This window comes from Vibrio sp. Vb0349, from assembly GCF_033338975.1.
Map to the genome: position 1 here is coordinate 359,383 of NZ_JAWOTS010000002.1, position 22,288 is coordinate 381,670.

Annotated in this window: 17 protein-coding genes; 9 read left to right on the forward strand and 8 right to left on the reverse strand. The window is 43.2% G+C overall.

Annotated features, from left to right (window positions below):
* Window positions 1-34 precede the first annotated feature (34 nt).
* The 6 genes from R7Q47_RS04935 to proV form a co-directional block, all read right to left on the reverse strand.
* Window positions 35-418, reverse strand: coding sequence for a hypothetical protein (locus tag R7Q47_RS04935; RefSeq protein ID WP_005377782.1), 384 nt, complete (start codon window positions 416-418; stop codon window positions 35-37).
* Between the two features lie 99 nt (window positions 419-517).
* Window positions 518-883 (reverse strand): VOC family protein, encoded by a 366-nt coding sequence (locus R7Q47_RS04940; protein ID WP_005385707.1) that lies wholly within the window; start codon window positions 881-883, stop codon window positions 518-520.
* A 146-nt stretch (window positions 884-1,029) separates the two neighbouring features.
* Window positions 1,030-2,979, reverse strand: a complete 1,950-nt coding sequence (locus tag R7Q47_RS04945; RefSeq protein WP_248487569.1) for an LTA synthase family protein — start codon at window positions 2,977-2,979, stop codon at window positions 1,030-1,032.
* A gap of 194 nt (window positions 2,980-3,173) precedes the next feature.
* Complete coding sequence (gene proX / locus R7Q47_RS04950; RefSeq protein WP_005385703.1) at window positions 3,174-4,181, reverse strand: glycine betaine/L-proline ABC transporter substrate-binding protein ProX; 1,008 nt, start codon at window positions 4,179-4,181, stop codon at window positions 3,174-3,176.
* A complete protein-coding gene (proW, locus tag R7Q47_RS04955; protein ID WP_005385701.1) occupies window positions 4,174-5,259 on the reverse strand; it encodes a glycine betaine/L-proline ABC transporter permease ProW in 1,086 nt (361 codons plus the stop codon). Before proW ends, proX begins: the two co-directional genes overlap by 8 nt.
* Window positions 5,260-5,263: 4 nt before the next feature.
* A complete protein-coding gene (proV, locus tag R7Q47_RS04960) occupies window positions 5,264-6,451 on the reverse strand; it encodes a glycine betaine/L-proline ABC transporter ATP-binding protein ProV (RefSeq protein WP_318088667.1) in 1,188 nt (395 codons plus the stop codon).
* 438 nt (window positions 6,452-6,889) lie between these two features.
* On the opposite strand from proV, the gene R7Q47_RS04965 reads away from it, so the two are divergent.
* The 7 genes from R7Q47_RS04965 to R7Q47_RS04995 all read left to right on the forward strand — a co-directional run bounded on the left by R7Q47_RS04965 (window position 6,890) and on the right by R7Q47_RS04995 (window position 15,424).
* Window positions 6,890-8,770, forward strand: coding sequence for a DUF294 nucleotidyltransferase-like domain-containing protein (locus R7Q47_RS04965; protein ID WP_005377775.1), 1,881 nt, complete (start codon window positions 6,890-6,892; stop codon window positions 8,768-8,770).
* Complete coding sequence (locus R7Q47_RS04970; protein WP_213964281.1) at window positions 8,770-9,516, forward strand: 3'-5' exonuclease; 747 nt, start codon at window positions 8,770-8,772, stop codon at window positions 9,514-9,516. The genes R7Q47_RS04965 and R7Q47_RS04970 overlap by 1 nt, the downstream gene beginning before the upstream one ends.
* A gap of 192 nt (window positions 9,517-9,708) precedes the next feature.
* Window positions 9,709-11,367, forward strand: coding sequence for a BCCT family transporter (locus R7Q47_RS04975; protein WP_005377772.1), 1,659 nt, complete (start codon window positions 9,709-9,711; stop codon window positions 11,365-11,367).
* A gap of 314 nt (window positions 11,368-11,681) precedes the next feature.
* On the forward strand, window positions 11,682-12,215 hold the full coding sequence (gene ectA / locus R7Q47_RS04980) for a diaminobutyrate acetyltransferase (protein ID WP_005393379.1): 534 nt from the start codon (window positions 11,682-11,684) through the stop codon (window positions 12,213-12,215).
* Window positions 12,216-12,249: 34 nt separating this feature from the next.
* Window positions 12,250-13,515 (forward strand): diaminobutyrate--2-oxoglutarate transaminase, encoded by a 1,266-nt coding sequence (ectB, locus tag R7Q47_RS04985; RefSeq protein WP_017820939.1) that lies wholly within the window; start codon window positions 12,250-12,252, stop codon window positions 13,513-13,515.
* A gap of 14 nt (window positions 13,516-13,529) precedes the next feature.
* The gene (locus R7Q47_RS04990) at window positions 13,530-13,916 is read left to right on the forward strand and encodes an ectoine synthase (protein ID WP_005377769.1); all 387 of its coding nucleotides are present in this window, start codon (window positions 13,530-13,532) and stop codon (window positions 13,914-13,916) included.
* A gap of 86 nt (window positions 13,917-14,002) precedes the next feature.
* A complete protein-coding gene (locus tag R7Q47_RS04995; RefSeq protein ID WP_005377768.1) occupies window positions 14,003-15,424 on the forward strand; it encodes an aspartate kinase in 1,422 nt (473 codons plus the stop codon).
* 189 nt (window positions 15,425-15,613) lie between these two features.
* On the opposite strand, the gene R7Q47_RS05000 is transcribed toward R7Q47_RS04995, so the two are convergent.
* Window positions 15,614-17,179 carry an arylsulfatase gene (locus R7Q47_RS05000; RefSeq protein WP_005377767.1) on the reverse strand — a complete coding sequence of 522 codons (1,566 nt, stop codon included), beginning with the start codon at window positions 17,177-17,179 and terminating at the stop codon, window positions 15,614-15,616.
* A gap of 388 nt (window positions 17,180-17,567) precedes the next feature.
* Between R7Q47_RS05000 and R7Q47_RS05005 the strand changes: the two genes are divergently transcribed.
* On the forward strand, window positions 17,568-19,898 hold the full coding sequence (locus R7Q47_RS05005) for a tetratricopeptide repeat protein (RefSeq protein WP_318088668.1): 2,331 nt from the start codon (window positions 17,568-17,570) through the stop codon (window positions 19,896-19,898).
* A gap of 47 nt (window positions 19,899-19,945) precedes the next feature.
* Here R7Q47_RS05005 and R7Q47_RS05010 read toward each other — a convergent pair whose 3' ends face one another.
* Entirely contained in the window at window positions 19,946-20,674 is a 729-nt protein-coding gene (locus R7Q47_RS05010; RefSeq protein ID WP_373921196.1) for a formylglycine-generating enzyme family protein, read from the reverse strand.
* Between the two features lie 238 nt (window positions 20,675-20,912).
* Here R7Q47_RS05010 and R7Q47_RS05015 point away from each other — a divergent pair, with 238 nt between their 5' ends.
* Window positions 20,913-22,238, forward strand: a complete 1,326-nt coding sequence (locus tag R7Q47_RS05015; RefSeq protein ID WP_318088669.1) for an anaerobic sulfatase maturase — start codon at window positions 20,913-20,915, stop codon at window positions 22,236-22,238.
* The last annotated feature ends 50 nt before the right edge of the window (window positions 22,239-22,288 follow it).

A 22,288-nucleotide genomic window follows, 5' to 3' on the forward strand; every position in this document is an offset into this window, starting at 1 on the left:
CGTTGTTAGCTATGACTTTAAGGCTGCTCGTATATTAGATTCGTGAGGCGTCATAGCCTGAGGCGAGCAGGAGCTCTCGTTCGTGTTTAATCAGCTGAGCTCGATCTTCAATTAGTTCATTGAGTGCTTGAGATGGCTTACCTGCTAATGCTTTGAACGAAGCAAAAGATTCCGCGGTGTCGATTTTATCAATCATCTGACTGATGACATTACGAGCCTCACACGGGTTACTCGTCGTTGTAAAGTATTCTACTTGCTTTGCTGCCGATTTCATCTCAGTTAATAGCTCAAGCGGGCTACTTTCTTTGGCTACTGCCATGTAGTTATCCAGCACGCGCTTTGCATAAAGCAGTTCTTTGAGGGGGATATCTCTTCCGCTCTCGATTAGGGATTCGCTAAGGATCATACTTGAGCTCATGGGCATTCCTTCTTATTACTACGCCGCTTTTAATGTTTCCTTGAGTCTAATTTATTGAAGTCACATTGGGAATGGGTAAAAAGCATTTTTAACGCATTTTTATTCATTTATGAAAACACGAATGCGATGCTTATCTGGATCGATAGCCATAAAATTTAACCCATACACTGATGTCGCTGGTGGTTGAACAAACTCAACACCTAGGTCTTTCCAGCGCTTGTAAATGCGCTCTAACGTATGCCTGTTGGGCACTGATAAAGACAGCTCGGTGCCACCACCTCTAATTCCGCTGTGGGGTGAAAGATTATCTCTTTGCTTGAGTGTCAACGTTAAGCCTTCGGTCAGTGGAATAGCGGCGAAGGTTGGAGACAACAGCGTGACTTTGCGTTCGAACAGTTTCGAATAAAAAACTTGGCTTATGTGGATGTCCTCAACGTAGAGAACGAATGAATTGATAGTCAGCATGGTTTGTTCCTTAATCAATTAGAAATAGTAGGGGCAATCTAACGGAAAGGAACGACAGGAGTTGTCAGTAGAACATTCTCGAAGGTAAGTGACAGAATAAGAAAAAGGAGCCGTTTAGCTCCTTTTTATCAGCGGAATCATTGGTATTAATGAGTGTGTTTGGAAGAATACCAGTTGTTTTGATACGCTTTAGATGCAAATAATGCGTTTGCTTTTGCACGCTCGATAATAGACTCGTCCACCTCTAGCGGCTTCATGGTTTGGTCTTTAAAGTCGTACGCCAGGGTCGATATCTTTTCACCAGGGGAAAGCACAACGAGATTGTCGCGCGTTAAATAACCAAAGTTTTTGTCGTATTGCATCATTGCGCGTTCATCTTCGCGAGCCAGTGGCTTCGTTAAATCACGACCAATCATCGGTGTTTTAGCATCTACCCCAATCAGAGATAACAGTGTAGGCGGCATGTCTATGTTGTTTGCTATGCGGTCATCTTTACGTGGTTGAATGCCTTTACCAAGGATCAATGCTGGAATGTGAAAGTGCTTAACCGGAACAAGGTTAGCGCCAGAAACACGCGCATCATGATCTGCAATTACAATGAAAATGGTATCATCCCAATAAGATGACTTTTTCGCCTTTTCAAAGAAAGTGCCCAAAGCGTAATCGGAATATTTTACGGCGTTGTTACGCGTCATATATTCTGAATCGTATGGCTCAATTTTGCCTTTCGGATACTCATAAGGGCTATGATTACTTGACGTAAAAACTAAGCTAAAAAAAGGTTTGTCGCTTTTTGAAAGGCGTTCAAACTCTTCGTTTGCTTTGTTATATAGATCTTCATCACTAACACCCCAAGAGCCAACAAAGCTTGGGTTGTTATAATCGTCTTCTTCTACTATTTGATCAAAACCGTTACCGAAGAAGAAAGTTTTCATGTTGTCAAAGTTGGCTTCACCGCCGTAAATAAATTGCGTGTGATAGCCTTGAGCTTTCAGTAAGTCCGCGATGGTAAAGAAACCCGTTTGGCTTTTACTCAGCTTCACTACCGCGCGAGACGGAGATGGAGGAAAGCCCGTGGTTACGGCTTCAATTCCACGAACAGAACGAGTACCAGTGGCGTACATTTGTGTGAACTGCCAACCTTCCTTCATGAGTTCATCAAGGTTTGGTGTTAGAGGCAAACCACCCAAAGCACCGACAAATTGGGCGCCTAAGCTTTCTTGTAGCAAAATCACTAAGTTTTTATGTTTACCTTGGTAAGTCGCGGGGTTACTGTTCATGGTTGGGAGTAATGAAGGGGTGAAGTCGGACTTTGTTGATGAAGTGCGAACTAATTCCAACATCTTTTGAGTGTTCATTTTTCCGTAGAACTGCTCCGCGCTCTTTTCTGACTTCATGCTATTAACCGCAAACAACAATGAGTAAGATGAGTTCAGTGCTAAGTCGTTAAGCAGTGGATCGTTAGAAAAGGCGACCATAGCAGGATTTAGCGGGCGGTGACCTAAAGATGAGCGAGCACCTGCAACCCCAAAAAGAACAACGAAAAGTGCCAATAGTGGTCGCCATTTCCAGTTGACCTGCTGCGCCTTATCGGTCAGTTTCTTACTCCACTTCCAACCTAAAGTGATGGTTAAAACTGTACCTAACGCACCAATAAACAGTTCTAATTTGTAGCCAGTCCAGAGCATACTCAAGACTTCTTTTGGGTAGATTAAGTATTCCACAAACAGGCGGTTTGGACGTAGGTCGTATTCCTGAATGAATGGCGCTGTTGCGAGCTCCATGTATACAAGCACCCAAAGCCCTAAAACCATCCATATGCGTAATATTCGCTTCCAACACTCTCCCATCTTACCGGTTAATGGCATGAAGGTTGAAAACAGTGCTGGAAGAATAAATAACCAGCAAAGCGTTGCAATATCTACGCGCAAACCTTGACCTAGGATGTAAATTAAGTCGTTTAGAGAGTCAATACGGTCAATCTGCCAAAAAGCTAGCAAAACTCTTGAGATAGACAGAAATAGAAGCGAAAACAAAGAAAAGGCAGCAATTGGCTGCAAAGGCCCCCACACAGAGCTCCTTGATAAGTTTTTCATATTTATTCGAATAGTTTAATTGTTATGTTGTGTTGTTTTTAGCAAAGCAAGCGTGAAATAAACGTGAATTATAATGTGGGTTTATGGTCGAGTAGTGTAAGTGTTGGTATGTCTATGTAAGGGGGAGGGGCGTTTGTGTAAAAAAAGAGCCAGTTGATAACACCAACTGGCTCTAGAGGTTGATAAAGGCATGATTACATTGCGGCTTTCTTCGCTTCTTCGACCCATGCGTCGAACTTTTTCTGGTTCGCTTTGATCCAGCCATTTACATGAGACTCGATGTCCGCTGAGCTGTTCTTACCTTGGCTCATCATCATATTCTGAGCACTAACATCATTGATATTTAGTTTGATGATTTCAAACAGCTTTGCAGCAGCAGGGTTGTTTTCTGTAAACTCTTTATTAGCAACGATGCGCATAGAGTTCATCTCGAAGCCGTAGTTCTTACCGTTCTCTAGTGTTGTATCAATGTCCTTACGCTCACCAGGAAGTGAAGAGAATGGCACTTCTAACCACACAACATCTTTCCCCGGAACTAAAACGCCACTTACCCAGTACGGTGTCCAAGTGTAGTAAAGAATCGGATCGCCTTTTTTGTAACGTGAGATTGTATCAGCGATAATCGCCGCGTAGTTACCTTGGTTGTGTGTTACTGTGTCACGAAGTTTGAAAGCATCCAACTGATGCTCAACAACCATTTCACAACCCCAACCTGGGTTACAACCAGTTAAGTCCGCTTTGCCATCGCCGTTTGCATCGAATAGCTTCGCCAATTTTGGATCTTTTAACTGACCAATGTTAGTGATGTTATATTTTTCCGCGGTTTTCTTATCGATCAAATAACCTTGCGCAGCACCACTTACGTATTGGCCTTTACGGAAGAACTTATCATCACCGCCAGACATCGTGTACTTATCGGCGTGAAGAGGGAACCAACCAACCGCTAAGAAAGTAGCATCACCTTTAGCAATAGAGGTGTAGCCTACGTTGTAGTCCACTTCTTTGGTCGGTTTAACATCGTAACCAAGCTCTTCAAGTGCGCGGTTTACGATCAACGTTTGAAATGTTTCTTCTGCAACGGTTGATTGAACAGGCTGAACAGTGACACCTTCACCCGGTAGTTCACTTGCCACACCATAAGTTGAAAATGCGATAGTACTTAGAGCTCCAACAGAGAGCGCTTTCTTCCATGAATTATTCATTGATGTTTCTCCTAAGTTTTAGATCGTCTTGGTTCGTCTTTGTTTTCAGTTTTAATAGGTATGAAACAGGACCTGTGTGATACCAGCGAAGTTTAGTGTTGCCCGCATTAACCCCTAACACCTGGGTGATACGGTCTAACAAAATCGCAAGAATAACGATGCCTAAGCCACCAACGGCAGCAAGACCCATATCAAGTCGGCCAATACCACGAAGCACCATTTGGCCTAAGCCGCCAACAGCAATCATTGAAGCAATCACTACCATAGAAAGTGACAGCATTAAGGTTTGGTTTACACCTGCCATGATAGTTGGTAACGCCAACGGTAACTGGATGCGATAAAGCATCTGTTTTTTGTTTGCCCCGAAAGAGTGGCCAGCTTCGATAAGCTCTTCAGGTACTTGCTGAATACCCAAAATAGTCAGGCGCACAACGGGAGGCAGGGCGAAAATGATCGTTACTACTACGCCAGGAACGTTACCAATACCAAACAACATAACAATTGGCACAAGGTAAACGAACGCGGGAGTCGTTTGCATTGCATCTAATATTGGCCTAACAAATTTGGCAGCGGTTTGGCTCCTTGCCAACCATATCCCCATTGGTAGCCCTATAAGCAAACAGAAGAAAACGGCGGTTAACACCAGTGCTAGCGTTGTCATCGCTTGTGACCACGCACCAATTAGGCCGATGAAAACAAGGGATACAAGAGTAGAAAAACCAAGTTTTACATTGGAAAACTGCCACGCTAGCAAAAATAAAATGAGTACCATTATAGGCGCAGGTGTAGACACCAAAGCAGTTTCAAACGACGTTAGAATAAAGTCGATTGGAACTCGTATTGCTTGGAAAACAGGTCGACCATGTTCCACCAGCCAGTTCAAACCGGACTCTACCCAGCTATCGAGGGGTAAAACCGCATCTTGGAATGGGTTCATAATATCGAATGGCGCTTGCTCTACAGTTTCTGAGTTGAGCCAATCATTACTTGGCGTGGTCTCTGTACCTTGCGACCAAGGATCATCTTGCGCAGGAGCAGTATTTGACCAGGGATCATTGTTAGTTTGCTCTGAAGACATCGTGTTAATCCTTATCTAGTGTTTGTAGAAGACGTGATTTAGTCACGACACCAAAGTAAGTTCCTTTCTCATCTACGACAGGCATGGCATAAGGAACACCAGCAACCAGACCCAAAATGTCATTAATTGACTGATCAGGCTGAAGAGTAACTTCATCCGGTAATTGAGCACTGGCTAACGAACGGTTTTCTTTATGAGCCAAACGTAGTGAATCAAGAGATACGATGCCGGAATATCGGCTAGATTTATCGACGACAATGCCGTAATCACGGTCGTGATCCATCAGAATCTGCATCGCAGAGCCTGGACCGTCATTTTCCGATTTCTTAAAAACAGCCGCTGGCTTCTTGCGCGCGATATCTTTTGCTGTCAAGACACTTGCGATGTTTACGCCGCGGAAAAACGCTTCGACATAATCATTTGCTGGACTGTGTAATATTTCATCAGGTGTACCAACCTGAACAACCTCACCGTTTTGCATGATGGCGATACGGTCGCCAATGCGCATTGCTTCATCCAAATCATGAGAAATGAAGACAATTGTGCGTTTGTCATCGTTCTGTAGACGAATAAGCTCATCTTGCATCTCAGAACGGATCAATGGGTCTAAAGCGGAAAACGCCTCATCCATTAATAGGATGTCTGGATCACAAGCTAACGCTCTCGCTAAACCAACGCGCTGTTTCATACCTCCGGATAATTCGTCAGGGAAAGATTCTGCATAAGGGTCTAAACCCACTCTTTCTAAGGCGGAAAGGGCACTTTTCTGACGCTCATTAACGTCGATGCCGGCAAGTTCTAAACCAAAGGCGGCATTTTCAATCACCGTCATGTGTGGCATGAGTGCGAAACTTTGAAACACCATTGAGATATTGTTACGACGAACTTCTCGAAGTTCATTTTCGGAGATGTGGGCGATATCTCTTCCTTTGAGATAAACACTACCTTTAGTCGGCTCAATGAGCCGGTTAAGAAGTCGAACAAGGGTGGATTTCCCGGAGCCAGAAAGGCCCATGATTACGAAAATTTCCCCTTCATTTATGGTGAGAGATACATCGTTTACGCCGACTGTTAAACCTGTCTGTTCAAAAATACCGTCTTTATCGACGTCTTTGTCGATAAGCGAGAAGGCTCTCTCTGGGTCTTCTCCAAACACTTTATACAGTCCCTTAACTTCCAGTATGGGATCCATGTTATCTGTCCTTTTTCGTGTGTTTATAACTGTTTAACGATTTGTACTCTAATTAATTTTAGTTCAACTTTCAACGAAAGGGGGTTGGTTAACTAGTTCTGCCGTGCATAGAGAATTCGTTGAGCAAGGTATGTTCAATTCTTGTTTTTTATATTTAAAACAATTGCTTGTGATGTGTTTTTATCCACCATAACGTTGCCCTGACGTAGGGTTGAATTTATTTTGAATTTTTTTGTACATTTCAACTCAACTCGCTTGCATAGATATAAGCTGTGATAGCTTAGAACTCTACATGTAAAAAGGTTAGAGCTCTAATTTTTGGTTAAGGCTTGGTCCTGTGAAATCGGTTAGGTACTGTTATCCTTAGATTTATTTATTGCTTGATTTCACTCAGGGTGATATTTATCGCTGTAGTTTAGGCAACGTATGGAATAAAAAATGGAAGCCGAACAGTTAGAAGTGCTCAATTTCATTAGCCAGTACCCACCTTTTGATGACCTACCTGAAGAGCAGCTTAGAAAAATCGCTCTCAATGCCGAGGTTGCATACTTTCGGCAAGGAACAAAAATCCTTAACTTCGGAGATACGATCCGCGACTTGTATATGGTGAGAAGTGGGGCGGTAGAGATTTATCGGCGTAAAGGTGAACTTTACAACAGGATTGATGCTGGTGGACTGTTTGGTCAGATGGGGTTGTTGATGAACAACCGCGTACGGATGCCAGCCAAAGCGATAGAAGACACTCTCGTTTACTGTATTCCGGAAAACATCTTCAATGAACTTTGTGATGAGTTTGAAAACTTTGCGGACTACATGGAACTGGAAGATAGCGCGCGTTTGCGAAGCGCAATATCTAGCCGATCTGAAAGCAATGACTTTACCACCGCTAAGGCACGTAAAATCTTAGCAAGAGATCCAGTAACTCTGGAGGCAACGGCTTCAATTCAGGAAGCTGCAATACTCATGGCAGAGGAGAATGTCACCTCTCTGCTCATTATTCGCCCGACAGAGGAGCTCACAGAAGAAGATGACGAACAGCTGCTTGGAATATTGACTGATCGCGATCTTTGCATTCGCGTACTAGCTCAAGGTATTGATACCAATATTCCAGTGAGTGAGGTCATGAGTTATGACGTGGTTTCATTGGATTATAACGCCTATGTGTTTGAGGCCATGTTAACTATGTTGCGTTACAACGTGCATCATTTACCAATTTTAAAAGATAAAAAGCCGATAGGAATTATTGGCATGACGGACATCGTTCGTTACGAATCTCAGAACAGCCTATTGCTAGTGAGCTCTATTTTTCAGCAAACCAGTGTCGAGGATCTCAAGCAGGTTTCTGAACAAGTAAAAGACTGTTTCGTAAGAATGGTCAATGAAGATGCCAACGCGCACATGATTGGTCGAGCCATGTCGGTTATAGGCAGTAGTTTCAAACAACGCCTCGCTGAATTAGCTGAGCAAGAGTTCGGCCCAGCGCCCATTCCTTATTGTTTAGTCGCAATGGGTTCAATGGCGAGGGATGAGCAGCTAATTGTAACGGATCAAGATAACGCGCTTATTCTCGATAACAGTTATGACGTTGAGATTCACGGAGAGTACTTTGAAAAGTTTGCTAAATTTGTTTGTGATGGTTTAGCGGCATGCGGCTATGCTTATTGTACTGGAGACATTATGGCTACCAACCCAGAATGGCGAAAAACTCGTGCAGAATGGGAAGAATGCTTTGGAAACTGGATAGACAATCCAACTCCTGAGAGATTGTTAAATAGTAATATCTTTTTTGATCTCCTCGGTGTGCATGGGCGAGTGAAATGGGCGGAGCAATTAAGCAGCTTTATTGTGAGACGAGCGAAAAGAAATAACCGCTTTCTTGCTTGTATGGCGTACAACGCAATACGTAGGACGCCTCCACTGGGCTTTTTCAAAGACTTTGTGATGGAGAAAGATGGTCGTCATCGCAACTCGATTAACTTGAAGCGAAGGGGGACGGCTCCGTTGGCCGATTTAATACGGGTGCATTCTCTGGCAATCGGTTCCCGATCGCAAAACTCTTTCGACCGTTTAGATGACATTAATGATGCTGGCATTTTACCGAAAGGTCGAGGTTTGGATTTAAGGGATGCGATGGAGCTAATCTACATGGTTCGAATTCGTCACCAAGCCCTTGATATAGAAAATGGAGAAGAGCCAGACAACAATATTGAGCCGGAGAACATGTCTGAATTTGAACGTCGAAACTTAAAAGCAGCATTTCAAATTCTAAGTAACGCTCAGAACTTCATTAAGTTTCGATATCAGAGAAGTAGCAAATAATGTGGTTCTCAAAAAAAGTAGAAAAAGAACATCCGTTGTTGGATACATCCCAGACGCCAGAGTGGTCAATGTTGTTCAAGCAACTCGCTAAAGAAGCGAAAGACGAGAGGCTCAAACGCTATTATTCGACACCGATGGTTAATGGGGAAACACCAATTGAACAAGTGCCATTTGTCTCGGTAGACTTTGAGACAACAGGATTGAACTCGGAAGAGGATGTCATTCTCACGATCGGACTTGTCCCGTTTACTATTGATCGTGTTCAATGTAATGGCTCTGCTCATTGGGTCGTTAACCCAAACAGAGAGTTAAACCACGAGTCTGTCATTATTCACGGTATCACTGACTCTGAGGTTAAAAACGCGCCGCAGCTGTCTCAGATCTTGGGTGAAATATTGGATGCGTTGTCAGGCAAAGTGGTACTTGTTCACTACAAGAACATTGAAAGGCAGTTCTTTAATAACGCCTTGCTAAATAGCATCGGAGAGGGGATACAGTTTCCTGTTGTTGATACGTTAGATATTGAGTATGCGATACAACGCCGTGAATGCAGAGGTTTTATCAATAAGTTGAAAGGCAAGAAACCCGGTTCTGTACGATTAGGGCACGCTCGTGAAAGATATGGCCTCCCTGCTTATCAACCTCACCATGCCCTGACGGATGCGTTAGCAACTGCGGAGCTGTTTCAAGCGCAACTGCAGTATCACTTTAATCGAAACATCCCAATATCTTCGGTTTGGCAATAGGCGTTATTTATGGTGAAAACAATAAAATGCAATGAGAGATAGGGGGCTTTAAGATTATGATGGCGGATTGAGTAACCGCTTATAAGAACAATGTTTTATGAACATGTGCTTGGTAGTGATGAAGACGTTTCATTACTCGAACTCCGACGAAAGTAATTTAAACTTGGTCACGTATTTTTAAGGAGATTATCCGTGAGCACCGATAATAACGGTGGCATTCAACGCCCCGATGGAAAAGTAAACGCAATAGATACTGACTATCAAATTGGTCAGGATAACGTTGCGCTAAAGGTAGGCCCATTTGGCCTTGATATTCACAACCGTGTTTTTGCAATTTCTGGCTTAGCAATCGTCATGTTTGTTGTGATAACACTATTATTCCGAGAACAGGTAGAGCCGTTTTTTGCAGACCTACGAGCGGGTTTGTTACACAATTTAGACTGGTTTTTTCTCGCTTCAGGTAATATTTTTGTCATTGTCTGTGTCGGATTGATCTTCACACCATTGGGCCGTGTGCGAATCGGTGGTACTGAAGCAACACCGGATTACTCCTATGCCGGATGGTTGGCAATGCTATTTGCTGCAGGTATGGGCATTGGTCTCGTATTCTTCGGTGTATCAGAACCGATGTCCCATTTTAGTTCTGCGATTGGTGGCGTGAGCGTTGAGAATGGTGTACGTACTGACTGGGCACCGCTAGGTGGTGCAGAGGGCGATGCAACTGCAGCTTCGGCATTAGGGATGGCTGCGACGATTTACCACTGGGCACTTCATCCGTGGTCAATATACGCGCTCTTGGCTCTTGGACTGGCTATCTTTTCATTTAACAAAGGTTTGCCACTCACCATGCGCTCAATTTTTTACCCTTTGTTTGGTGAGCGTGTATGGGGTTGGACTGGTCATATTATCGATATTCTTGCAGTGGTAGCGACGGTTTTTGGTTTAGCAACATCGCTAGGCTACGGTGCATCTCAAGCCGCAACGGGTTTGAACTTCCTGTTTGATGTCCCAATGACCAATACCACGCAGGTTATATTGATTATTGGTATTACTGCGCTCGCTTTAATCTCTGTTGTGGCTGGACTCGATAAGGGCGTGAAAATCTTATCTGAAATCAACATGGGTCTTGCAGCGCTGCTATTGCTATTTGTTATTGTTGTTGGCCCGACGATTGCGATTTTAACTGGTTTCTTCGAGAACATCGTTTCCTATGTGGCTAATATCCCTGCCTTATCTATGCCATTTGGACGAGAGGATGTGAATTACTCTCAAGGCTGGACGGCGTTTTACTGGGCGTGGTGGATTTCTTGGTCACCATTTGTGGGTATGTTCATCGCACGTGTGTCTCGCGGTCGTTCAGTTCGTGAGTTTATTATTTGCGTTATTCTTATCCCATCTTCAGTTTGTGTGTTATGGATGACGGCTTTTGGCGGTAACGCAATTAGCCAATACGTTAATGATGGCTACGAGGCGGTGTTTAACGCAGAACTACCTTTAAAACTTTTTGCCATGTTAGATGTTATGCCATTGGCTGAGATAACATCTTTTGTCGGCATTATCTTAGTCGTGGTGTTCTTCATTACCTCTTCTGACTCAGGATCACTGGTTATTGATACTATTGCTGCGGGCGGTAAGGTCGATGCACCAACGCCACAACGCGTGTTCTGGTGTACGTTTGAAGGTTTGGTTGCGATTGCATTGATGTTGGGTGGTGGTCTAGCTGCTGCTCAAGCAATGGCGGTGACGACTGGTTTACCATTTACTATTGTTTTGCTTGTTGCAACGGTATCTTTGATAAAAGGTTTGATGGATGAACCTCGTCCAAAGGCGGTTTCTAAGAAATCAAAATAACTAGTATCAGCAGTTAAATTATTGATAAAAGCGGTATGCGAAAGCATGCCGCTTTTTTTTGGATTTCTATTTTTCTCTGAGAAATGAACAGCATGGAAAACGGTCTTATTCTGGTTGTTTTTTGTACTTCTCATTTAGGTGACTATTTAATAAATTAGACCTCGAACTATTTTAACTTTTGGTTAATAGGTTTATTTTTGTGATATATATCACAAAAATACCGATAAAAAGGCGGATTATTTGATTTTTAGTCGCGAGGGATGCCCATAATAAAAAGGAAATTTAATTAGACCTCAAAGGATATGTATTTTCACATGATCACATCAGCACCTTGGGTCCTTTATCCAGAGATTGGAGAAGACTCAAGTAAAAAATGGATTTTTCGTGAGCCTAAAATCTCTGATGGTGACGACATTTACAGCTTGATTGCAGACTGTCCTCCATTGGACATGAACTCATCTTATTGCAATTTCCTACAGTCTACGCATTTCAGCAAAACCAGTATTTTGGTTGAGCAAAAAGGCGAAATCGCAGGTTTCATTTCCGGTTATCAGAAACCAGACGAGCAAGACGTTTTATTTGTCTGGCAAGTTGCAGTCTCACCTCGCTTTAGAGGTCATGGTTTAGCATTCCGCATGTTGAAAGAACTTCTCACCCGAGAGGAATTAGGCGGTGTTAAATCGGTAGAAACTACCATCACGGAAGATAATAAAGCCTCTTGGGCACTGTTCAAAAAGTTAGATGCGATGAACGGCAATTCTGGCCAAGTAAGCACATTTTTGGATGAAGAAGCCCACTTTAAAGGCAAACACGATACAGAATATTTGTATCGCATTCCTCTCAAATAATCCTCAAACAATAGGAATTAAAAACGGTCTCATCATGGATATTTTCAAAAAGCAGGAATCCAACGTACGCTCATATTCAAACAATTTCCCGGTCGTTTTTCGTAAAGCGAAAGGCTGCTGGCTAGAAACAGAACAAGGTGAACGATACTTAGACTTCCTTGCTGGAGCGGGATCTCTAAATTACGGCCATAACAATCCAGTACTAAAACAAGCGTTGCTTGAGTACATTGAAATGGACGGTATTACTCACGGTTTGGATATGCACTCAGAAGCGAAAGCATCGTTTCTGGAAGCGTTGGATACTTACATCCTTAAACCAAGAAACTTGGATTACAAGGTTCAGTTTACGGGCCCAACAGGCACTAACGCTGTTGAGGCGGCATTGAAGCTGGCTAAAAAAGTAAAAGGCCGCGACAGCGTCGTTGCGTTTACTAACGGTTTCCATGGTTGTACTGCTGGCGCACTGGCTGCAACGGGTAACCAGCATCACAGACAAGGTAACGGTTCTAGCCTAAGTAACGTCACTCGTATTCCATTTGAAGGTTACGCTGGCGTAGATGGTCTCGCGCTGTTCGAAACCATGCTAAATGATAACTCTGCAGGTATGGATAAACCAGCCGCTGTACTTCTTGAAACTGTGCAGGGTGAAGGTGGTTTAAATGCTGCTTCAAACGAGTGGTTACAACGTTTGAGCAAAATCTGTAAAGCCAATGACATTCTTGTGATTGTCGATGACATTCAAGCAGGTTGCGGACGTACCGGTACTTTCTTTAGTTTCGAGCCGTCTGGTATCCAACCGGATATCGTGACGCTATCGAAGTCGATCGGTGGTTACGGTTTGCCGATGGCTGTCGTATTACTTAAGCCTGAGCTTGACCAGTGGAAGCCAGGTGAGCATAACGGTACGTTCCGTGGCAATAATCACGCCTTTATTACTGCTGCAAAAGCACTAGAAATTTACTGGGCAAACGATGATTTTGAAACACACATCAAGCAGTGTTCAGACAAGGTAAGTGCTGTTATTGACCGTTGTGTTCGTCGCTTTCCACAAATGTTTGTGCAGAAAAAAGGCCGCGGCATGATGGTTGGTATTGAATGTATCAATGGTGACATGGCATCTGAAATCGCGAAAAACTGTTTCGAGAATGGAATGGTGATAGAGACAGCGGGTCCAGACGATGAAGTTGTGAAGTTCTTCTGTCCACTAACCATCAGCGAATCAGAGCTAGATCAAGGACTAAGCATCTTTGAAAATGCAGTAGAGACTATCGCTGCGAAACATTTCAAACAAGCATCTTAATAAGGATTTTAATTATGATCGTCAGAACTCTAGATGAATGCCGCAACAGCGAACGACGTGTTGTTTCAGATAACTGGGAAAGTGTCCGCATGTTGTTGAAAGACGACAACATGGGTTTCTCTTTCCACATCACAACGATTTATGAAGATACAGAAACTCATATTCACTATCAAAACCACCTTGAATCGGTGTTTTGTATGAGTGGTGAAGGTGAGATTGAAGTTGTAGGTGGAGAAACGTACCCAATCAAACCAGGTACATTATACATCCTTGATAAACACGATGAGCACTACTTGAGAGCTTATAAGAATAAAGAAATGGTAATGGCGTGTGTGTTTAACCCACCGATTACTGGCGCTGAAGTGCACGATGAAAACGGTGTTTATCCTCTCGTTGACTAAAAGATGATGGTGGGGTGCTTTGCCACCCCACACTTTACTATCTCTTCTTTTTTCTTTTTAAAGTTACCAATCAAAAAAGGCTTATCATGACATTTACCGTAGAAAAAATCGGCGGTACATCAATGACAGCATTTGATGCTGTTCTCGACAATATTATTCTTCGTCCCAAAACGCCATACAATCGTATTTTTGTCGTATCTGCATACGGTGGTATGACCGATGCGCTGCTCGAGTGTAAAAAAACCAGTAAACCAGGCGTTTATCAGCTTATCGCGAAACGCGACGACAAATGGGAAGAAGCGTTAGCGTACGTTGAAAGCCGTATGTTGCTGACCAATGAAAATATTTTTGCGGACCCAATGAATCGTATCCGTGCGGATAAATTCATTCGCTCCCGCATTGCTGAAGCGAAAAACTGTATCGCGAATATTTTAGAAACCTGTCAGTACGGTCAATTTTCGTTGCGCCAGTACTTGCCTCAAATTCGAGAGTTTCTCTCGTCTATCGGTGAGGCACATAGTGCTTACAACACAGCACTAAAACTAAAAAATATGGGTATTAACGCTAAGTTCGTTGACCTGTCTGGTTGGGATAATCAAGCGCCAAGAAGCCTTGATGAGTCGATCAGTGACGCGTTTGCTGATATCGATGTATCAAAAGAACTGCCAATCGTGACAGGTTATGCTTACTGTAAAGAGGGCCTAATGCACACTTATGACCGAGGTTATAGTGAGATGACATTTAGCCGAATTGCAGCAATAACAAAAGCGGATTTAGCAGTAATTCACAAAGAGTACCACTTGAGCTCAGCAGACCCACGCGTTGTTGGCCCTGAAAAAGTATTACCAATTGGTAGTACAAACTATGACGTAGCAGACCAACTTGCGAACCTTGGCATGGAAGCGATTCACCCAAATGCCGCTGCGGGTTTGCGTGAAAGTGGTATTGAGCTACAGATTAAAAATACATTCGAACCTGAACACGAAGGTACTTTGATCTCTTCAAGCTATCGTCCGGAAGAAGACAAAGTCGAGATCATCGCAGGTAAAGAGAAAGTATTTGCACTGCATTTGTTTGACCAAGCAATGGTGGGAAAAGCCGATAACGTTAGTTACGAATTGATGGAAATCATCTCCGATGCTCGTGTAAGTTTGGTTGGTAAAGAGATGAACGCTAACTCTATTACTTACTATCTAGGTGGCAGTACTGATAGCTTAAACAAAGTATTGTATAAAGCCGAGAAACGTTATCCGAATGCCTCGATTAAAGGTCGTATGGTCGCGCTTATCTCAGCCATCGGTTCTCAAATTGATACCAACAAGACGTTGGCGAAAGGTGTGCTTGCATTGATGAATAATGGCGTTACGCCAGTTGCACTGCACTCATCATTGAGAAATGTAAATGTTCAATTTGTTGTCGGTGATAAGGAATACCAGCACGCGATTTGCGCATTGCATGATGAGTTTTTCCAAAGTAGCAGTTTAGCTAAATCGGTTAATGTGGCTTAGTTTATCCACGGTTAAAATACAAAGGAGAGCAGGTTAGCTCTCCTTTTTTTGTTTTTCAGTTTGTACTCACAATGCCCACTTTGTATAGGCTAAACAGGCGATTTAAGTAAGTTCCTATGTGGCGATACACATAAGCCAGCAGAATGGTCTGCTGGCTTAATGTTACTGATTAACTAACGTTAACTTAGTTTACTTAAACTTGCTGATTTCTTGTTCAACTTTGTCTAGTTGCTGCAGCTTCTCTTGCATTTTTAGAGAGTCGTAGTTTAGTGAAGCAGGGTTCATCGCTGTGCCACGTTGCATTGGGTATTCTGGAAGTGTTTTAAAGAACTCTCCCACAACGTCTTGTACAGGTACAAATAGCCACATGTTGTCAGCCATCCAACGCAAGTACATTTGTGATTCGCTTGGGCCTTTTTCGAATGGGTCAGCGCGTAGGTGGATGATTTTAGGCCAGTTCGGAGCAAAACGAACTGCGTTACTTAGGTTCCCTTCAAGCGTTGCAAAGTGAAGTTTCCAGTCATTCCAGCGGACAGCGTTTAATTCACCATTAGACGTAAAGTAAAGCAGCGACTCACGAGGGCCTTTTTCTTCCTTACCTTCAAAGTATGGCATGAAGTTATAACCATCTAAATGTACACGCCACTCTTTGCCATTTGCTTTGTAGCCTTCTGCCAGTTTTTCTTTTACATCAGGTACGCCAGCAGCTGCCAATAATGTAGGCAACCAGTCTTGGTGTGCCATCATTTCATTGATCTTGGTTCCTGGCTTAATGACGCCTGGCCAACGAACCAGTTGAGGAACACGCATACCGCCTTCCCAAGTTGTACCTTTTTCACCATGGAATGGTGTTGCGCCACCATCTGGCCAAGTCATGGTTTCTGCGCCGTTGTCCGTTGAGTAGATAACGATAGTGTTGTCTGCAACACCTAGCTCATCCAGCTTGTCGAGTAAAACACCTACATGATCATCATGTTCCAGCATACCATCGGCATAAATGCTTACACCTGATTTACCTTGGTATTTTTCCTGCAAGCGAGTCCAAACGTGCATACGAGTGGCGTTATGCCAAATAAAGAAGGGTTTATCCGCCTTAACTGCTTTTTCCATAAATGCCAAAGAGCTCTCTAGGAACTCTTCATCTGCGTGCTCCATACGTTTTCGTGTCATTGGGCCAGTGTCTTCAATCTTACCGTCGGCATAAGACTTAATGACACCACGAGGGCCATAGTTTTTACGAAACTCTGGGTCTTTAGGGTAGTAATAAGTTTCAGGTTCTTCTTCTGCGTTTAGGTGATATAAGTTACCGAAGAATTCGTCAAAGCCGTGTTTTGTCGGTAAGTGCTTATCTTGGTCACCTAAGTGGTTTTTACCAAATTGACCCGTCATGTAACCTTGTTCTTTTAACAGATCTGCAATGGTTGGCGCCCAATCAGGTATGCCGTGGTCAGAGCCTGGCATACCAATTGTTAACAAACCCGTACGAAATGGCTCTTCACCCGTAATAAAGGCCGCGCGACCAGCAGTACAAGACTGTTGTCCGTAGTGATCTGTGAACAACGCACCTTCATTCGCGATACGGTCGATGTTTGGCGTTTTGTAACTCATCATACCTTGGTTGTATGCGCTGATATTCCAGTAGCCGATATCGTCACCAAAAATTGCCAGAATATTCGGTTTGTCGGCTGCCATAGCAGCACTGGACGCCGCTAACAGTCCTGCGCCTACAGCGATTTTGCTCAATTGATTTGCCATAAAAACTCCAGATTGTTGAGAGTAAAGATAAGCACAAGTGAGCCTTATGCTTAGTTGCTGCATAAGTTAATGATGTATATAGAAAAATCCTCTTATACTCGATATAACCATAAGTTATTGCTAGGTAGTAACCATTTGTTAATTAAGAAGAAATAGGATTGTCCTGTTAGTTTGTAGAGATTCGTAAAGTAGATTTAGATCACTGAAGAGCCTTATTTTTATTGCGTAGTAGAAGAGGGGATGGAAATGAAAAACAATAGGATGCTCGCTTGTTTTACGGTCCTAAAGCAATACTAAAGTCGTTATGTATTGCTTGTAATTATTTGTATAACCAGTGATTTAGTGTCTATATTGATTTAGGTTGTACATTATAAATATAAGGATATCTATGAGTCAGTGGGCAGGCCGGTTTCGTATTTTATTGCTGGTCAACGTTGTTGTCAGTTTTATGGCTTTTTCTCAAGAGTTATTAACAGAGAAACCAAATATTCCTTTAGGCTTAAATCCAGAATATGCTGGCACACAAGCTTGTATAGATTGCCACCAAAACGAGGTGGAGGCCTGGAAAGGGTCACATCACGATATGGCCATGAAGCATGCAAGTACAACCTCTGTGCGTGGTAATTTTGATAACCATGTTGTAACACACAAAGGAATGCCTAATCGTTTTTTTAAAAAAGGCGGCGAATATTGGGTCAACATTCAAGGCTCTGACGGGCAATGGCATGACTATAAGATCAGCTATACATTTGGCTGGGAACCATTACAGCAGTACATGGTCGAGTTTGAAGATGGCCGCGTGCAGCTTATTCCTTTTGCTTGGGACACAAGAGCTAAAGTTGAAGGGGGACAGCGTTGGTTTCATCTTTATCCAGAAACGACAACAACGGATGAATTCTATTGGACCAATACCGGGCAAAATTGGAACTTCATGTGTGCTGATTGCCATTCAACGAACCTAAAGAAGAATTACGACGCTGACAAAAACACTTACAACAGCTCATGGTCAGAGATTAATGTGGGATGCGAAGCATGCCATGGTCCCGCTAGTCAGCACATAGAACTGGCCAAGAAATACAAAAATGCTGGCACTTCTTTTGAGCATGACAGCCATTATGGCTTTGATCGAAATTTGTCTAAAGCAGTGTCGGATTGGGTGTTTGAGGAAGGCCATAGTACGTTACAGCCGAAATCAATTGAAGCAACCAATCAAGTGCAAACATGCGCTCAATGCCATAGTCGCCGAACCCAGTTAAATGAAACAGGTGATCATGTTAAAGGTTCTTTTTTTGATAAATATCGCTTAAGTCTTATAACACCTGAACTCTACTATCATGATGGACAGATTTACGACGAAGATTATGTTTATGGTTCGTTTCTTCAATCTGAAATGGCGGAGAAGGGGGTCACGTGCACTAATTGTCATGATCCACACACGGCAGAGTTAACGATCCCAGAAGAAGCAGTATGTTCGCAATGCCATATTGCATCGGAATATACACCTGAAAAGCATACCTTTCATAAGGCTGGATCTGAAGCATCGCAATGTACGACTTGTCACATGCCAGAAACGACTTACATGCAAGTCGATCCTCGTAGAGACCACAGTTGGCATATTCCACGACCGGATTTGAGCAAACATATTGGAACGCCCAATGTTTGCATGTCATGCCATGAAGATAAAAGCAATCAATGGGCCGATGAACAGATAGCAGAATGGTACCCGAATTCGAAGTATCGTAATCAGCAACATTTTGCTGTCGCATTTTATGCGGATTCAATTGGTCATCAAGGAGCAGCAAATGCGTTGGCATACTCTGCTCAGGATTCGTCGTTAAAAGACATTATTCGTGCTTCAGCCCTGGAGAGAATGGGGGGCAATACTGACCAAAATACAACAGTATCTTTGGCTAGGGCCGTTAAGAATGAGAATGAAATGGTTCGATTAGGGGCAATTTCAGGCTCGTCTGGTTATGAATTTCATGATCGGTGGCGGATTCTAGAGCCATTGCTTGGTGACCCGGTGCTTTCAGTGAGAGCGGAAGCTGCCTCGGTGCTGGTAGCGAACTACGCACAAATGACCCCTTTACAAAAAGATATCATTAAATCGCCTTTAGAAGAGTACATGGAAATTCAAGGGTTTAATGCCGATCGTGGCTTCGGAAGAACCAATTTGGCGAATGTGTACCGCAGCTTAGGTGAAATCGACAAAGCGGCCGAGCTGTATAAACAAGCGATCAGCATCGAACCCTATTTCGAAAATAGCTACGTTAACCTAGCAGATTTGTATCGTCACCTAGGTAAAGAAGAAGCGGCGCTCACGGTGCTACAACAAGGGATGAAAGCTCAACCTAAATCCAGCACATTACCATACAGCGCAGGTCTTTCTTTGTTACGTCAAGGCAAAGCCGATGATGCGAAAAAGCTACTTAGACGCGCCGCAAAAGTTGGTGAAACTAATGCGCATTATTGGTACGTGTACGGTCTAGCTTTAGAAAAAAGCGATGTTCTAGAAGCCAGTAAAGCGTTGCATACAGCATTTGAAGTCGGTGGCAATCCACAACACTTGTTTGCTCAATGCGAGGTTCTAGCGAGAAATCATAAAAAAGGTGCTGTCGCTTTTGCTTTCGATAGGTGCATACAAGAGCTTAGTCACTATGCACCTAAACAAGCTATTGATCAGCTTAAAGCCTCTATTGTTGGGGTCAATAGGAGCTAATTACCAAAAGTGGAGCTTTTATCGCTCCACTTTTTTTCTTACTTAGTTTAATCAGCGTCTTTCGCTAATCTCAGCCCCATGTCGGACATGATGACTGACTGGCTAGCAAAATCGCGACGATAGTTTTCGGATTCGTCAGCATCATAGGCAAAGCTACCACCTCGTACAGACTTGTGTGCAAGGCTTTCTTTTTCATCTTTTGCGTTTACCGGATTATCACTTGGTGCCGATTTGTAATAGCCTTCATCAAAGGCATCAATAACAAACTCACCAACATTACCCGTCATATCGTATAAGCCAAGCTCATTCGGTTTTTTCTGACCTACCTTGTGTGCTTTATTGTTTGAGTTACTGGCATACCAGGCAACGTCGTTAATATCATCAGACCCCGCGTAAGTGAATCCTTGACTTAGATTCCCCCCTTTCGCAGCAAACTCCCATTCTGCTTCGGTGGGTAAACGATAGTGCTCTCCCGTTTTTTCATTCAATTTCTTTATAAAATAATTGGCTTGTTGCCAGCTAATGTTATTCACGGGCGTATTTGGGTTTCTAAAATAACTCAGAGAAGAGCCTGTAACCGATTCGAATAACTCTTGGGTTACCTCAAATTTTGCCAAATAGAAATCATCCACGCGAACGGTGCGAGCCGGGCGCTCGGATTTATTTGCTGATGGATTATCCGAGCCCATCGTAAATGGTCCACCTTCAATAAGAACCATATCTTGATCGATTTTTTGAGCAAGAGGGCTAGGTTGTGTTGTTGCACATCCAGTCATAATTAGCGAAATCGAAATAGTGGCACCAAGGTAAAGAGTATTACTTTTGGAATGCTTCATAGGGGAGCTCCATCAACATTTATGATCAAAAAATTTTATCAGGCAAGTCTATGAAAAACAGTTATACACACTATAACAAGCGCCACGAATAATTGAACATTATCATCACACTAGGCGATTAACTTAATGATTAGTCTTAACGCCGTTGGGCGCAGGCTAGCAACTAAGAAGGTGATGAATGCACATAACTCAAGGTCCGCAGTTCAATGGAAAAGCATCCAAGCGATTACATGTCATGGCGAAACCTATCGGTGCAGTGTGCAATATCGATTGCACCTATTGTTACTACCTAAGCAAACAAGATTTACTTGAGTACAAGCCAGGCAGCTCACCAGTCATGGATGAGGAAACGCTCGAGACCTATATCCGTCAATATATAGCGGGACAGAATACACCTGAAATCATTTTCTCTTGGCAGGGTGGTGAGCCGACAATGCTAGGTTTGGATTATTTCAAGACAATTGTTGAGCTACAGAATAAATACCGTCCCGATGGCATTACGATCTCCAATGATCTCCAGACTAATGGCACACTGCTTAACGATGAATGGTGTGAGTTTTTAAAGTCGAACAACTTTCTCGTCGGTTTAAGCATTGATGGCCCAGAAATGATGCACAACGCTTACCGAACAAACCGAGCTGGTAGAGGCACATTCCGGCAAGTCATGAATGCGGTTGAACTATTACATAAGCACGAAGTAAAGTTTGCTACGCTCACTTGTGTTAACAACTTGACCAGCCGTAACCCACTTGAAGTGTACCGATTCTTGCGAGATGAAGTACGCTCCCCTCAAATGCAGTTTATTCCAATAGTTGAGCAGAAAACATTCAGAACAACCGCCCCTCAAACTTGGGAGCCAAACGAGCAACTAAAGCAAGGAGATAAACGGTTGATCCCAGGTCATAAAGATGCCGTTGTTGAGCCTTTTTGCGTTGCGGATGAAGCATGGGGAAATTTTCTGATCGCGATTTTCAATGAATGGGTTTTACACGATATCGGCAACGTGTTTGTTCAGTACTTTGAAGCCAGTATCGAAACCTGGATGGGCAGAAAAAACCCACTGTGTACGTTAGGTGAAATCTGCGGGAAAGGCTTAGCAATGGAGCCTAATGGTGATGTGTTTGCGTGTGATCATTACGTGTACCCAGAATATAAGGTTGGAAACATTCATCACGAAAAGCTCGATACGCTCGCTTATAGCTCTGAGCAGCAGAAATTTGGGTTTGCTAAAAGTCGTACGCTGCCCCAACAGTGCCTTCAATGTGATTATCAATTTGCATGTTTTGGAGAATGTCCCAAAAACCGTTTTATCCGTACTAGGCAAGGTGAGCCTGGTCTTAATTATCTCTGCGCGGGTTGGAAGAAGTTTTTTACCCATGTTGATCAGTCGATGGCGTACATCTTACGAGCGACAGGTAACCCAGTGGTTCACGGTAAATACAGTGACCAGATTCTACGCCAGCAAGCTACTCAAACACAGACTGTGTTTGAAATGAAGTTTTAAGATAGTCACTACGCCTGCTACAGGCCCGGAAATGAAAGAATATAGGTTAT

What these genes read in the sequence shown, in the direction of transcription:
- R7Q47_RS04935 (WP_005377782.1), bottom strand. Translation starts at nt 418, where the DNA reads ATGAGCTCAAGTATGATCCTTAGCGAATCCCTAATCGAGAGCGGAAGA.
- R7Q47_RS04940 (WP_005385707.1), bottom strand. Translation starts at nt 883, where the DNA reads ATGCTGACTATCAATTCATTCGTTCTCTACGTTGAGGACATCCACATA.
- R7Q47_RS04945 (WP_248487569.1), bottom strand. Translation starts at nt 2,979, where the DNA reads ATGAAAAACTTATCAAGGAGCTCTGTGTGGGGGCCTTTGCAGCCAATT.
- proX (WP_005385703.1), bottom strand. Translation starts at nt 4,181, where the DNA reads ATGAATAATTCATGGAAGAAAGCGCTCTCTGTTGGAGCTCTAAGTACT.
- proW (WP_005385701.1), bottom strand. Translation starts at nt 5,259, where the DNA reads ATGTCTTCAGAGCAAACTAACAATGATCCCTGGTCAAATACTGCTCCT.
- proV (WP_318088667.1), bottom strand. Translation starts at nt 6,451, where the DNA reads ATGGATCCCATACTGGAAGTTAAGGGACTGTATAAAGTGTTTGGAGAA.
- R7Q47_RS04965 (WP_005377775.1), top strand. Translation starts at nt 6,890, where the DNA reads ATGGAAGCCGAACAGTTAGAAGTGCTCAATTTCATTAGCCAGTACCCA.
- R7Q47_RS04970 (WP_213964281.1), top strand. Translation starts at nt 8,770, where the DNA reads ATGTGGTTCTCAAAAAAAGTAGAAAAAGAACATCCGTTGTTGGATACA.
- ectA (WP_005393379.1), top strand. Translation starts at nt 11,682, where the DNA reads ATGATCACATCAGCACCTTGGGTCCTTTATCCAGAGATTGGAGAAGAC.
- ectB (WP_017820939.1), top strand. Translation starts at nt 12,250, where the DNA reads ATGGATATTTTCAAAAAGCAGGAATCCAACGTACGCTCATATTCAAAC.
- R7Q47_RS04990 (WP_005377769.1), top strand. Translation starts at nt 13,530, where the DNA reads ATGATCGTCAGAACTCTAGATGAATGCCGCAACAGCGAACGACGTGTT.
- R7Q47_RS04995 (WP_005377768.1), top strand. Translation starts at nt 14,003, where the DNA reads ATGACATTTACCGTAGAAAAAATCGGCGGTACATCAATGACAGCATTT.
- R7Q47_RS05000 (WP_005377767.1), bottom strand. Translation starts at nt 17,179, where the DNA reads ATGGCAAATCAATTGAGCAAAATCGCTGTAGGCGCAGGACTGTTAGCG.
- R7Q47_RS05005 (WP_318088668.1), top strand. Translation starts at nt 17,568, where the DNA reads ATGAGTCAGTGGGCAGGCCGGTTTCGTATTTTATTGCTGGTCAACGTT.
- R7Q47_RS05010 (WP_373921196.1), bottom strand. Translation starts at nt 20,674, where the DNA reads ATGACTGGATGTGCAACAACACAACCTAGCCCTCTTGCTCAAAAAATC.
- R7Q47_RS05015 (WP_318088669.1), top strand. Translation starts at nt 20,913, where the DNA reads ATGCACATAACTCAAGGTCCGCAGTTCAATGGAAAAGCATCCAAGCGA.